This is a genomic window from Arthrobacter sp. TB 23, assembly GCF_000294595.1.
Lineage (GTDB): Bacteria > Actinomycetota > Actinomycetes > Actinomycetales > Micrococcaceae > Arthrobacter_D.
Map to the genome: position 1 here is coordinate 50,357 of NZ_ALPM01000021.1, position 13,662 is coordinate 64,018.

Annotated in this window: 12 protein-coding genes; 4 read left to right on the forward strand and 8 right to left on the reverse strand. The window is 60.1% G+C overall.

The genetic code is table 11. The features are described 5' to 3' along the window. Positions 1–51 precede the first annotated feature (51 nt). Positions 52–678 (forward strand): 50S ribosomal protein L17, encoded by a 627-nt coding sequence (gene rplQ / locus B384_RS0102255; RefSeq protein WP_019481519.1) that lies wholly within the window; start codon positions 52–54, stop codon positions 676–678. A gap of 24 nt (positions 679–702) precedes the next feature. After that, positions 703–1,632, forward strand: a complete 930-nt coding sequence (locus B384_RS0102260) for a tRNA pseudouridine synthase A (protein ID WP_019481520.1) — start codon at positions 703–705, stop codon at positions 1,630–1,632. Here B384_RS0102260 and B384_RS17460 read toward each other — a convergent pair. Both B384_RS17460 and B384_RS0102270 read right to left on the reverse strand, forming a co-directional pair. After that, the gene (locus B384_RS17460) at positions 1,629–2,231 is read right to left on the reverse strand and encodes a prepilin peptidase (RefSeq protein ID WP_083850806.1); all 603 of its coding nucleotides are present in this window, start codon (positions 2,229–2,231) and stop codon (positions 1,629–1,631) included. The genes B384_RS0102260 and B384_RS17460 overlap by 4 nt on opposite strands. After that, positions 2,209–3,801 carry an ATP-binding protein gene (locus B384_RS0102270; RefSeq protein ID WP_083850810.1) on the reverse strand — a complete coding sequence of 531 codons (1,593 nt, stop codon included), beginning with the start codon at positions 3,799–3,801 and terminating at the stop codon, positions 2,209–2,211. The genes B384_RS17460 and B384_RS0102270 overlap by 23 nt, the downstream gene beginning before the upstream one ends. Positions 3,802–4,155: 354 nt before the next feature. On the opposite strand from B384_RS0102270, the gene B384_RS0102275 reads away from it, so the two are divergent. Then, complete coding sequence (locus B384_RS0102275) at positions 4,156–4,908, forward strand: response regulator transcription factor (protein ID WP_019481523.1); 753 nt, start codon at positions 4,156–4,158, stop codon at positions 4,906–4,908. A gap of 20 nt (positions 4,909–4,928) precedes the next feature. Here B384_RS0102275 and B384_RS0102280 read toward each other — a convergent pair whose 3' ends face one another. After that, positions 4,929–5,315, reverse strand: a complete 387-nt coding sequence (locus B384_RS0102280; RefSeq protein ID WP_019481524.1) for a hypothetical protein — start codon at positions 5,313–5,315, stop codon at positions 4,929–4,931. Positions 5,316–5,523: 208 nt separating this feature from the next. On the opposite strand from B384_RS0102280, the gene B384_RS17465 reads away from it, so the two are divergent. Next, entirely contained in the window at positions 5,524–8,382 is a 2,859-nt protein-coding gene (locus B384_RS17465; protein WP_192813046.1) for a sensor domain-containing protein, read from the forward strand. On the opposite strand, the gene B384_RS0102290 is transcribed toward B384_RS17465, so the two are convergent. From B384_RS0102290 to cpaB, 5 genes are read right to left on the reverse strand one after another with little or no spacing between them, the layout of a single operon-like run. After that, complete coding sequence (locus B384_RS0102290; protein ID WP_019481526.1) at positions 8,366–9,247, reverse strand: type II secretion system F family protein; 882 nt, start codon at positions 9,245–9,247, stop codon at positions 8,366–8,368. The genes B384_RS17465 and B384_RS0102290 overlap by 17 nt on opposite strands. 41 nt (positions 9,248–9,288) lie before the next feature. After that, on the reverse strand, positions 9,289–10,242 hold the full coding sequence (locus tag B384_RS0102295; protein ID WP_237715204.1) for a type II secretion system F family protein: 954 nt from the start codon (positions 10,240–10,242) through the stop codon (positions 9,289–9,291). Then, a complete protein-coding gene (locus tag B384_RS0102300) occupies positions 10,239–11,711 on the reverse strand; it encodes a CpaF family protein (RefSeq protein WP_035766232.1) in 1,473 nt (490 codons plus the stop codon). Before B384_RS0102300 ends, B384_RS0102295 begins: the two co-directional genes overlap by 4 nt. Further along, complete coding sequence (locus tag B384_RS0102305) at positions 11,708–12,916, reverse strand: AAA family ATPase (RefSeq protein WP_026040901.1); 1,209 nt, start codon at positions 12,914–12,916, stop codon at positions 11,708–11,710. The genes B384_RS0102300 and B384_RS0102305 overlap by 4 nt, the downstream gene beginning before the upstream one ends. Continuing rightward, positions 12,913–13,653 (reverse strand): Flp pilus assembly protein CpaB, encoded by a 741-nt coding sequence (gene cpaB / locus B384_RS0102310; protein WP_019481530.1) that lies wholly within the window; start codon positions 13,651–13,653, stop codon positions 12,913–12,915. Before cpaB ends, B384_RS0102305 begins: the two co-directional genes overlap by 4 nt. Positions 13,654–13,662: the final 9 nt, after the last annotated feature.

A 13,662-nucleotide genomic window follows, 5' to 3' on the forward strand; every position in this document is an offset into this window, starting at 1 on the left:
CCTGTCCGCCGCTGATAGCGGCGGACAGGACCACTTAGAGGAGAAACAATCATGCCCACACCAACAAAGGGCCCACGTCTCGGAGGCGGTCCGGCGCACGAACGCCTGATGCTCGCCAACTTGGCCGCCTCACTGTTCGAGCACAAGCGCATCACCACCACGGTGACCAAGGCGAAGAGGCTTCGCCCCTACGCCGAGCGCCTGATCACCTTCGCGAAGAAGGGCGATCTCGCCTCACGTCGTCGCGTCCTGGGCGTCATCAGCAGCAAGAGCATCGTCCATGAGCTGTTCACGGACATCGCTCCTGCCGTTGCCGAGCGCGAAGGTGGCTACACCCGCATCACCAAGATCGGTAACCGTAAGGGCGACAACGCCCCGATGGCCGTCATCGAACTGGTTCTGGAGCCAATGTCAGCGAAGCAGTCAGTCGTTGCAGAAGCCGAGCAGTCCAAGGCGAACGCAGCTCCAGCCGCTCCGGTAGAGGCAGACTCACCAGAGTCAGCGGATTCAGCGGATTCGCCAGAGTCAGCTGACTCGGTCGATTCAGCAGATTCAGCAGATTCAGCATCGTCGGCCGAAGAGGTCGCCGCTGAGGACACCAACGTCAGCGCCGAGGCCGGCGCCGATGAGGTTGTTGTAGTCGAAGAAGGCACCACCGAAGACGACGGCAAGAAGTAATTCTTCCGCATCTGAATAAGCACCATGACTGAGCAAAAGCCCGCTGTCCTTCGTGAGGACAGCGGGCTTTTGCGTGTCCGGCTCGATCTTGCCTACGATGGAGCGTCCTTCTCCGGATGGGCCCTGCAACCTGGGTTGCTCACCGTACAGGGAGCGGTCGAGGCAGGGCTCGCAACGCTGTTGCGCCGTCCCGCTCGGCTGACGGTCGCGGGGCGCACCGATACCGGCGTCCACGCCCGCGGTCAGGTGGCTCATGTGGATCTCACCCCAGCGGAATGGTTTGGTCTCAGCCGCGGCAAGGAGATGACCCCGGAAACGGCAATGATGCGCAGGCTGGGAGCCACGATCAGCCGTGAACTCAACAAAGTCGACCGGCAGCGCCACCAGGTGCCCGCTGTCGTCGTTCTCAAGGTAGGGCTGGCCCCCACCGGGTTCGATGCCAGGTTCTCGGCGCTGTGGCGTCGTTACAGCTACCGGATCGCCGACCGTCCCGAACTGCGGGACCCCTTGGTCCGCGGCGTGACGCTCTGGCACCCCGACGAGCTGCAGGTCGACCGGATGAACGACGGCGCCCGGCTGCTACTCGGCCTGCAGGACTTCCGCTCCTTTGTGAAACCGCGGCCCGGCGCGACAACTGTCCGCGAGCTGCAGCGGTTCGACTTCAGCCGCGGCGACGACGGCGTCATCACCGCGGCCATTCAGGCTGACGCCTTTTGCCACAACATGGTGCGAGGGCTTATCGGCTCAACGTTGCGTGTGGGTGTGGGGGAGAAAGACCCCGAGTGGCTCTTCGAACGGCTCACCGCGCGCAGCAAGGAGGCGCGGTCCGTGCTCGCTGCCCCTCACCCGCTGGTCCTCGAAGAGGTCCGGTACCCCGACGACGACGGCATTGGCTCCCGCGCTGAGGAGACCCGTGCGCGCCGAGACGGCAGCGTCACCGCGCTACGGCATTAGCCGAACGCGACGATCGCAGCGAAGCACGCGGCGAGCATCGGCGGTCCAAACGGGAAAACCGAACGGGCCGACGCTTTGGTGAAGAGAAGCAGGAACACACTGATAAGGCCGCCGATGAGGAAGCCGCCGAGCAGCGTTGCCAACCAGGTGGTCATTCCGGCATAACCCCCGTAGAGACCAAGCACCGCGGCGAGCTTTACGTCGCCCATCCCGAGGCTGCCCGGTGAAACAAGTGCAAGCACAAGGTAGATGCCGAACATGGCAACACCGCCGAGGGCCGCGCCGGCCAGCCGGTTCCAGTCGCCGGACAGGCCACTGGACGCTAGGAGAAGGACCAGCGTGGTGGCCGCGAACGGCAGCAAGAGCGCGTTCGGCAGGAGCCTTGTGCGCAGATCGATCATGGCCAGCACTACCCCGAACAGGGGCAGCACAAGGAACGAAGGGGTCTCGGGTGCCCACCCGAACCGCAGGAGAACTAGTCCGGCCAGCAACGCCGTCACAGCCACGGTCACGATGCGGGCAGCGCGTGGCAAAGCCAGGACCTCGCTGCCAACAGATTCCCTCATCGGCATCCGGTCAGCCAACGACTGCCGGCGCATGGGCCATGGTTGTTGGCAGACTGACAGTGAACTTTGTACCGGTTCCGAGTGAGCTCGAGCAATGAATCGTGCCGCCGTGGCCTTCGACAATTGCCTTGGTGATGGCCAGGCCCAAACCGACCCCGGGAATCGCCGATTCCCTTGCGCTGTGAGCGCGAAAAAACCGACCGTAAATCAGCGCTGTCTCGTCCGGGGTCATACCTATTCCGCAGTCCTCGACTTCCAGCAGGACCTTTCCCTCTCCCGCATGTGCCCGGACAGTGACGGCTCCACCATCGGGCGAGTATTTGATGGCGTTCGAGAGCAGGTTATCTACCACCTGGCCCATCCTCATTGGATCGGCGATGGCCCACAGGCACTGAGGTACCTCCGAAACGAGTGTGATTCCGGCGTTGGTCGCGTGCGTCCGGGCCGACCGTATCCGGGAGGTCAGAAGAGCCGTCAGCTCGGTCGGCTTGGCATGCAGGTTGATCGAAGCGGAGGCTGCCGACAGGAGGTCCGAAACCAGGATGGAGAGGCGTTCAGCGTTCCGTCTGGCGATGCCCAGGGACTCCCGGGTATGCGGGGTCAGGACGTCCGGGGACTCGAGTACCAGGTCGAGATGGCCGAGAATGGAAGTGAGCGGTGTGCTGAACTCGTGCGTGACATTGGAGACGAAATCCTCCTTCACCGTCAGCGCCTTCGCCAGGTCGGTGACGTCCGTGAAGACGATGACTGAGCCGGTGAACTCCCCGCCGTTACCAGTCATCGGCCGGGCTGCTGTGGACACCGCCCGTTGACAGTCTCCCTCGCCGAACCAGAGAAGGTTATTGGAGAAGGATTCGCCCTCGGCGGCCCGTCGAATGGGGTGCAGCGATTCGGGTAGGGGAGTGGATCCCTTGCTTCCGAAGAACCTGATGTCTTCGTCGCAGTCTTGGGAGGACGCTCCCTGCTGGAACAGTTGCTGCTGCCGGTTGGACAGCAAGGTCCTTCCTTCCGTATCGACGGCGAGGACGCCGACGTCGACCGTGTCGAGGATGGCAGCGAGCAGTCTCTCGCGATCACCACTCTGAGCCTCAAGGGCTAACACCTCATCGGCCTTTTGCTGTAACTCCAGCCGTTGCATCCGCATCTGGAGCGTGAGGACTCTCATCACGAGGAAAAGGGCCAGCGTCATGGTCGGGAGCAACAGGGTGTCCACCAGGGATGCATAAGTGGTGGTGGAGTCCAGCAAATAGGGGAAAAGGACAATGAGGTAGGGTCCAACGAAGCTGACTATCGCGGCCAGCAGGGGCATCAGACCGGACGCAGCCAGCCAGACGACAGGGAAGGCCGCAAGCGCGCCCAGGCCAGGGACGATGTCGACGGCGCCGTTCCGGCAGAGCAAAATGGCTACAAAATCCAGGATGGGGATGGCAAGCATTGCCCCTGTTGGTAGGCGCCCCCATGGAACCAGGAAACACGCCGCGAAAAGAGCAATGGTCAGGAATAGTCCTGTGAGAAAGAGTCCGCTCAGCAGTAAATCCGGATTCAATAGCGGTGCGGTCCCGGCAATGATTACGACCGCAATCGTCAGGGGCAATTGGTGCATTGCCGCCTTTTTACGAGGGTTGAAGCCCCCTTCGAACCGTCCGAATCCGGGCAGCCACAAGCGCTCAGGCGTAGCCGAGTTTCCGGAATCATGGCGAGAGTATTCGGTTGTCGGCTTCCCCGAGCCGTCGTAACGCATGCGCCCATTATCTCCCAACAATCGGAGTTGCCTACCCTCGCACCGGGAATCTCGCATATTGATACGCAGTCGAGACGGTCTGCGGATTCAAACCGAGCAGACTCCACTGCAAAGAGTATGCTGGGGGACCGAACGGAAGTATTGTGAAATGCGGGGGGACGTATCCTTTACAGCCCAATGGCCTAGTGGCCAGACGAGCCGACAATAGGGAATGATATGAGCGATCCCGGAGTTGCAGTGGTTATCGAAGACGATGCCGATGTGCGAAACCTGGTCGATGCTGTCCTGACCCAGTCTGGATTTGAAGTTCATTCGGCGGGCTCCGGCCGCGAAGGGGTCGAGCTGGTCGGCAAACATCACGCGACCATTGTGACCCTCGATGTGGGCCTTCCGGATATCGACGGGTACGAGGTGCTCCGCAGGATCCGGCAGTCGAGTAATTGCTACGTTCTGATGCTTACGGCTCGAACCGACGAACTGGATACCCTTACTGCACTGCAATCAGGTGCGGATGATTTCATCACCAAACCTTTCCGACCACGGGAACTTCGGGCGCGGATAGCCGCAATGCTCCGTAGGCCACGGAACCCCGATGCAACAGGGGAGGGCAGCGCTCCGACTCCCGACGAAGGGGAACCCGGGGTACTGCTGCACAATGGGCTGGCGCTCAACCACGAAACGCGGACCGCGACGTTGGCGGGGAACAAACTCAGCCTCACACGCAGTGAGTTCGACTTGCTGCACGATCTCCTGCGAAGCGGCGGATCAGTCCGTACCAAAGCGAATCTGGTCCGGGTTGTCAGGGGTCACCACTACCGGGACGACGCCTATATCAGTGATGCCGACGAGCGGGCGGTAGAGGTCCATATGGGCAATCTCCGCCGGAAGCTGGGCGAGGATACGCGCGAACCCAGGTGGCTGTTGACCGTCCGCGGGGTTGGCTACAGGTTGGCGCCCAAGCGAACCTGATCCAGCGGCCATCATTCGTTCTACCCGGGAACAGCCTCAGAGCAAAGAGCCAGTTCGCGGATCGTTTGGATGCCGCACGCTTCCACGAGCGGAAGGATGTCGGCGGCTTCGATCAGGTCGTTGAGCCGGACTGATTCCTCAAGGGCGGAAGCCAGGCTGGCGAGCCGCGCTGCCCCGACCATCATCGCGCTGGTTCTGACGCTCAGCACCGCTTCCATAGCGGCGGCGTGGTCACCACGGGAAACGGTGTCCGCCAGCCGGATAAACCTTTCATCCCAAACATGGATGAAGTCGAGGATGAATGCCTTGACGGCCGACGGGTTTTCGAGCTGATCTGCAAGGGCCAGTAAGGTGTTTTGATCGATGAGGGGGACGCGGCCCTGTGGAGAAAATATCAGGGGCAGCACTGAGCGATTGGTGCGGTAGATTCCGCCACCGTGTAAACCGTCCTCACCGCTTTAGGCACGGCGCAATTTGCAGGGATCATTTATTGAGAGTACTTCGATCGCCTTTATTTCGGTCAATAGTTTGGGTTACACTGCGCAAAAGCTGCGTTATTCCTTTGCCTGGTCCGTTTATGGTAGGCCCGACCAGTGGTTGGCATAGGCTGTGATGATGACCACGTACCGACCCTCGGTCCCGGCCGACGGCAATCCCGCGCAGCGGCCGCGGGCAGGATTGCGTGAAACCCTTGACGCGCTCCCGGTGGCGGTAGCGGTACTCGATGTGGATGGCGTGATCTCGGCGGTGAATCGGGAATGGGAGCGTTTCTCTCAGCCCTTCGCCGGTATCGCAGCACCGGTCGCCGGGGTGTCCTACCTGACGGAGTGTGTCGCGGCGGCGGCGGAAGGTGATAGCGCCGCTGTCGAGGTTTCAACTGGTCTCCACGCTGTCCTGAGCGGGGTCCATCAAAACCTTGCACTTGAGTATCCGTCTCAGGGCGGTGAACGCTGGATTCGCACGCGCATCTGCAGGAGTGACAGCGGCGGTCTGGTCGTCACCCACATCGACATTACGCCGCAGCGAGTGGCCCAGCTGGAAAGCTCCTTCCAAGCGTCGCTGCTCGACGCCGTCGGGCAATCAGTAGTCGCAATTGATTTACAAGGGCGGATTACCTATTGGAACGATGCCTCGGCGCAGATGCTGGGGTGGAGCGCGGGGGATGCGGTTGGGCGGCACTTCGCGGATCTCGCCCTGTTCGACAACGGCACCAGAGCCGCGGCGATCATTGCCCAGGTATCGTCCGGAAAGCCGTGGTCTGGTGAGCACTGGACCAAGCACAGAAACGGTCGACGCCTGTCCGTTTACTCGACAATCACCCCGCTCTATGACAAAGCCGGGCAGGTAATTGCGGTGATTGATGTCTCCACGGACACGACCGAATCGAATCGCGCCCAGGCTGAAATGGGCCGGCTGTCGAGTCTGGTCGAATTCTCGAACGATGCGATAAACGGTGCAACCCTCGAGGGGATTATCACTAGTTGGAATGCAGGAGCTGAGCGGATCTACGGTTATTCGCCGGAGGAAGCGATTGGCCGTAGCGTGCTGATGCTCTCGCCGGAGGAACGTTCCGGTGCGGACGAGGAGCTACGCGACAAGCTCCGGCGGGGGGAGCCCGTCATCGGCCAGCTGGTTCGGGGGATGCGGAAAGACGGATCGGTGTTGGACATTTCGCTCACGCTATCCCCGATGTATGACGAGCAGGGACAATTGGTCGGTTCATCTGCGGTCGCCCGTGATGTGTCTGAAATCAACAGGCTGCGCGCCGCTTCTGAACTGGAGCGGGACCGGCTTGCAGCTGCCCAGGAAATGGCCCACGTTGGGTCCGTGGAGTGGGATGCCCATGCCGACCGGGTCTGGCGGTCTGACGAATATTGCAGAATCCATGGGCTGCCGGTTACGGCGGAGGGCGCGCGCGGGCCACTGTTGAGTGCGGTGCACCCGGAGGACCGCGACCGTATTGCCCTCCTGTGGAAGGACTTTATGGACCGTGGGATGTCAGTCGACTTCACCTACCGTGTGGGAGGCCAGGGCGCGGACGTGCGATGGGTTTACGCCAGGGCAGTTCTTGAGCGGGACGACGACGGCGAGCCGGTCAAGATGTTGGGGACGGCGCTGGATATTACCGAGCGGAAGCTGGGGGAACAGGCGCTAGAACGGCTGGCGTTCAGGGACCCGCTGACCGGCCTGGCGAACCGGGCGCTGCTCACGGAGAGCATTCAGGAGGCTCTGGCCGAGTGCGCGCTGAGAGGCTCACAAGTTGGAGTGCTCTTCCTCGACGTGGACCGTTTCAAGGTCATCAACGACGGACTGGGCCACGCTGCAGGGGATAGCCTTTTGGTCCAGCTGTCGTCCCGGTTGCTGGGCACTGTTCGACCTGAGGACACACTGGCCCGTTTCGCTGGTGACGAGTTCGTCATTGTCTGCGCGGATATGACCGAGGATAGCGCGACGAAACTCGCCCGCCGGATCCGTGCAGCAGTGCAAATACCGTTTGAGCTTCTGGACCGGGAAGTGTTCGTGGATGTCAGTATCGGCATCGCGATCTCCTCTGTCGATGACACCCCGGAATCCCTGCTGCACAATTCCGATGCCGCGATGTATCGGGCCAAGGTGAGCGGGAGGAACAAGGCAATCGTCTTTGATGAGGCAATGCACCGGCGAGCGGCTTTGCGGCTGGCCGTCGAGACGGAACTGCCGCGTGCAATCGAACGCGATCAATTGCAGGTTCATTACCAACCGGTGATCGATGTGGCGAACGGTAAACCAGTTGGATTTGAAGCCCTGGTGAGATGGCAACACCCGGAACACGGGCTGATTGGGCCTGACTCGTTCATTCCGGTCGCTGAAGAAACCGGTCAGATTGTTCCGATCGGGTTATGGGTGCTCAACCAGGCTCTCCAGCAGGTGAAGTGGTGGAAGGCGAACCTGCCCGGTGCGGAAGAATGGCGGATGGCGGTGAATCTTTCGGCGCGGCAACTGCAGGACGCAGGCCTTCACTCAGCAGTGGGCGCCGCCATTCGGGCGGCGGGGATTGAACCGTCGGCAGTGATCCTGGAAATCACCGAATCTGTCCTGATGGGCGACGCCGACCAGTCACTAAAAACGCTGACCAAACTCCGCAGCCTCGGGATTGGCATTGCCGTTGATGACTTCGGGACAGGCTACTCCTCATTGAGTTATCTCAGACGCTTTCCCGTCACATCATTGAAAATTGACCGGTCATTCATCGACGGTCTGGGTGGTAGCGACGTGCACGCTGGCCCGATTGTGGAAGCCATTGCCGCGATGGGGCAGGCTCTGGGGCTACGGGTAGTGGCTGAAGGGGTGGAGACCGCTGAGCAACTGGACGAGCTGTCCCGGATGCAGGTGCCCATTGCGCAGGGGTACCTGTGGTCGCCGGCTCTGCCAGCGGATCAGGTGCCCGCGTGGTTCGCCGCGCACCAGGCGCAAGCGGCTATTGAGTTACGGTGAGGAAGACATTAATCCCTGCGGGTCCGAGCAAGACAATAAACAACACCGGCAGAATGCAGACCATCAAAGGGAATAGCACTTTTACTGGGATCTGCATGGCTTTTTCTTCTGCGCGTTGACGCCGTTTCACTCTCATCTCGCTTGCCTGCACCCTAAGCACAGCCGAGATCGATATGCCGTAACGGTCAGCCTGCACAATCGCGTTGACAAACTTTCGAAGGTCAGGGGTGTTCGTCCGGGCGAGCAGTGCAGTGTACGCGTCGCGTCGGCCCATACCCAACTGCATGTCCTGGAGGGTGCGGACCAACTCGGCTGCAAGCGGACCTTTCCCGTTCTGTCCTGCACGCGCCATGGCCGAATCGAATCCCAGCCCCGCTTCGACTGCAATGGTCATCTGGTCGAGAGTGTCGGGCAGCTCAAGCGCGATTGCAGTTTGGCGTTCGGTTCCCTTGCTGTAGACCAGCAAGTCGGGCACGAAGTAGGCGACGCCGGTGGCCGCTAGGACCAGCAGTATGCTTTTGCCGCCAGGATTCGCACCAAGGTAAAGAGCCCCGAAAATGGCCGCCAAACTACCAAGTGCAATTTTGGCCGTTACGAGCCGTCTCAGCGGCCAGGTTGGTGGACGTCCCGCGAGAGCGAGTTGGCGATCGAGTTTCGCGACAAGAAGATCCGGTGTAAATCGGCTCGCAATAGCCTCGATTCGACTGTTGCTCCGCTTCTTTACCCCAATTTCTCCAACGAAGCCTCTTTGAAGGTTGGTCTGCATGCCCTTTCGACCCGGCGCCCGGACCCCGAATATGGACCAAGCAAACAACAGAAAAGCCGTCGGGATTGCGCAGATTGCAAAGATTACTAGAGGTGGCATGACTGTTTTCTTCCTAGGGCCAGATGTGATCTGCTTGGTGACTAAAACTTGATTGAGATGACCTTCTTTAGCCAGATCGCACCAACGATGAGCAAGATTACCGAGGCCCCCATCAGAATGAATCCGATTGGATGTTGGAGCAACGGGTCCATATAGCCGGGACTGATCAGCAGCAGCACACCACCGAGCACGAATGGCAGTCCCATCAGAATTAGGGCCGAAAGTTTGCCTTCGGCAGCGAGAGCAACTACCTGACGTCGAATTTGATTACGTTCCCGGATGGTCTGACCCACCTGATCTAAGACGGTAGCGAGATTCCCACCTACCTCGCGGTGGATTGCAATAGCCTGGGCGACCCAGGAAAAGTCTTCGGACTGCATCCGCAAGGATGCATCATCGAGTGCTTCGCCGAGGTCCCGACCGAGCCGCGTCTCGTTGATGATTCGTGTGAACTCTTCAGCGGTTGGTTCCTCCGAGTCAGCTGAGACGGCATCTATGGCGCGAAGTAGACTATGACCCGCCCGCAGCCCCCCAGCGAGCAGTTGCAAGGTATCGTCAAGCTGATCGGCAAACTGCTTACGGCGTCGCGAGATTAGGAACCCGAGGGTCACTTTGGCTATAAGCGGTACCGCCACCGCAAAGATCATCGCGATGAGGGACCCGGACAAGATTAGGCCGACGCATGCGGCGAGAAGTGCCCCTACACCGGTTAACACGATAAAATCTGCAGGTCGAATCTTTAGTCCGGCGTCCTCGAGCCTGCCGGCCATTCCGGCCATAAGATTTCGACGTTTGAGGAGCCTGTCAATCATTCTTGTTGTCAGCGAAGCCAATTGGGTTAACTGAGTTGAGGCCGGTGCTGCGGATGTCCTGCTACGGTTCAATGCGTTTTTGGGTCTCCGCGGAATAAGTACGAGAAATATTGCCGCGGCTAGTGCGGCGAAGCATGCCGCTATCCCTAGGATCAGCTGGGTGACCGGTGGGTCGGTCGTCACCGGTCGTTCCTGCCATTCAGCGGGGAGCCGAAAACACTGGGCGAGAGTTCTATGCCTAGATCTCTGAACTTGTCAGTGAACTTGGGCCTCACCCCGGTTGCTACCGGCGTTCCGAGGAAGCGACCGCTGGAATCGAGACCGGCGCTATAGTCGAAGACGAAGGCATCCTGGAGGGTCACTATCTCACCTTCCATGCCTTGTACCTCCGTCACGTGCGTAACCCGTCTGGTGCCATCACGCAGTCGGGTGAGCTGGACGATCACATCGACCGCGGCGGCTATCTGTTCGCGGACCGCCCGTAAAGGAAGGTCCATACCTGCCATAAGCACTAGGGTTTCAAGGCGTGCTATTGCATCCCGTGGAGAGTTTGAGTGCACGGTGGACAAAGAGCCATCGTGCCCGGTGTTCATAGCTTGGAGCATGTCTAGCGTTTCGCCACCGCGAACCTCGCCAACTACGATGCGGTCTGGACGCATTCTTAGTGAGTTGCGTACCAGGTCCCGAATAGTGATTTCGCCTTTGCCTTCGATATTGGTGGGCCTGCTCTCTAGCCGCACCACATGGTCCTGCTGCAGTTGCAGCTCGACCGCGTCTTCAATGGTGACAATCCTTTCGCCCTCGGGGATAAAGGAGGACAGGACATTCAGCAAGGTCGTTTTACCGGTGCCGGTGCCTCCCGAAACGATGATGTTCAGGCGGGCTTTGACGCAGGCATCCAGCAATTCAGCCATGTCCGGTGACAGGGTCCCGAAACCGATCAGGTCGTGAACCTGAAACGGATCCGTAGCGAATTTGCGGATGGTTAGGGATGAGCCGTTGACGGCCAGCGGAGGTATTACCGCGTTGACGCGGGAGCCATCTGCCAGACGTGCGTCCACCAGTGGCGACGATTCATCGATTCGGCGTCCCACCCGGGAGACGATACGTTCAATGACTTTCCGAAGGTGTTCTTCTGAAGCGAACCGCACTCCGCTGCGGGTCAGCTTCCCCTTGTGTTCGACGTAGATCATGTTCGGTCCGTTGACCATGATTTCAGTGATGTCCTCGTCATCAAGCAGATGTTGCAGCGGACCATAGCCCAACACGTCGTCGCTTACCCCACGTATGAGCCGCTGCCGTTCCTCCTTTGAGAGAGGAACTTCCTCCTCCTCGACCACCTGGGTCAGCTCTTCTTGTACTAAAGCGTGAAGTTGTTCCTCCGTGAGCGCAGAGTCGAGCAGCCTGTTACCCAGGCGCTCGAACAAGATGGTTCCTGCCCTGTCCTTCAACTTCGCGAGCGCGTCCCTTGCCGGGGGCGCCGCCGCCGCTGCAGCCGGCTTGCTGGGCCGAGATGATTGGCTACCCGTCAGCTTGGTCGGTGCTATTGCAGTTCTTGGTTGATCCGGTGGGGGTCCCTCTTGGTCCAGAAGAGGGCTGGGCGATCCGCCTGACGATCGTCGCGCAGCATCTAGGCGTTGTGCGAGATTCATGATTTACCTCCCCGGTGGCGTCCCCGTCCTTTGGGGCTGACGGCCGCCGGAGGGTTGAAACGGAGAAGCAGCCTCCGAAGGGCCTTCGAGGCGGGATCCCTCTTCTTCCCTTGCAGGAGTGGCAGACCTTGGTTGGTCGAAATCCGGACAGGCCGTGACGAGGGGATGACAATATCTACTTTTGTTCCCAAGGTCGCCTCTACATCGGCGAGCGTCAACCCGTCGCGTTGGTCTGCACTGTTGAGCACTATGTGCCGGTGAATCGGAGTTAGTCCCAGCTCCTTCAGCACGTCAAGTTCCTTCCTTAGCCCGCGTACGCTCGGCACGTCCATTCCGCTGACGAACACGTAGTCGGTGGCCTTATCCAGCGTCGCCAGAGTATGGTCTGAAAGGCCCGGCGACGTATCGACTATGACATAGCGGTATTGGCTCGCCAATTGATCAAGTAGGTGTGCCACATCCTCACCGGTAACGTCGTCCGCCGAGTCAGGAAGATCCGGGGCGCAGAGAGCGAAGAGCCCGGTCGGGTGGGCGCTGAGAAAGGACTTCAAGACCATCGTGTCGCGTCTGGCCGGTCCATGGACAGCGTCGGTCACTGAATGGTCCGGCGAGATCGACAGGGCACTCGCCACGTCGCCGAACTGCAGGTCAAGATCTACCAGCACAGTGGCATGGGGAGCAGTGCCAGCCAACCCAACCGCGAGGTTGCTGGCAACAGTGGTCTTGCCCGCACCACCCTTGGGCGATACAACTGCAATAACCCTGCCATTAGCCGAACTGCTTGACTCTCCGGAGGAAAGACTGGCAGCACGGCGGCGAATGGCGGCACTGCGGGTGGCTCGATGAAGTAGGACGCTCAGGTCTGCCACATCAGCTTCGGGTTCTACTACGTCCCGGATCCCGGCGCGCATAGCGCTGAGCACGACGGAGGGGCTCGGCGTGGTCGCCAGAAGCACGCTGACCTCGGGGAACTGCACTTCGAACTGGTCAGCCAGTGCAAGAGCATCGTCGAGTGGAACTCCCGGCCCCAGTATCAGAACATCCAATAGTCGGGGATCGGGAAGTTGGTCCACTAGTTCCCGGGATCCTGAAGGGAAGCCGCCACCGACCCAAGCATGAATTTCACCTTCCAGGGCGCCCGATGCTGCTTCCTTCAGCCGCTGGTGAAACTCTGGTGCGGTAGTGACTATTGCGTAGCGGCTCATTCGTAGATCTCGTCTGCGGTGATCCGCCTCGCGCCGTCTTCGGTAGCGGTGGCAGGCTCCTTGGAGAGCCAGATTCTGCCGAATTCTTGACCGTAGACGATTTTCTCCGCGTCCATAACGGGGCGTGCCAGAGTCACAAGCAAGCTTCCGGCCGGAATGGGGGTGGAAGCGGTCGCATTCGATTCCTCAGCTTGCTCTGGCAGCCCCTGAATGCTGGTAACCAACACTTTGTGCAAGGTTAGGTGCGTAACCGCCAGAGGATTGACTTCGCCACCCCCATCCAACGAGATGAAAACCCCCACTGTGTCGCCGGGAACTATTTGACCGCCGACTGCCCGTTGGGGTTCGAGGAGAATAGTCACTTCCTGCATCCCTTCCGGTACGGCCACCTTTTCGTCCACACTGGCTTCCGCCGGATCCACGAACCTCGTGCGGAGTACCTGTTCGCCTGCCATCAGCTGGGTACTTGTAACCAATCCAGCTACTTCTTCTAGGCTGGCAATTGCGTCTGTGGGTACGACCTTCGTTGGTACAGATTCGACGTCTACAAAGTCGATCAGACTTTCTGCAGGCGCGCCTTCCGGGACAGTAAGACCGTCTCGGATTACCAAAACTGACTGTGTCTCAGTGCCAGCAAAGGCACGCTGCTCGGATGTGCTGACGTACTGCACGAGCAGAATGGCCCCCACAACTGCAAGTAAGACAGCTGCTATGGCACCGATAATTCGACTCTTCACCGTGGTATC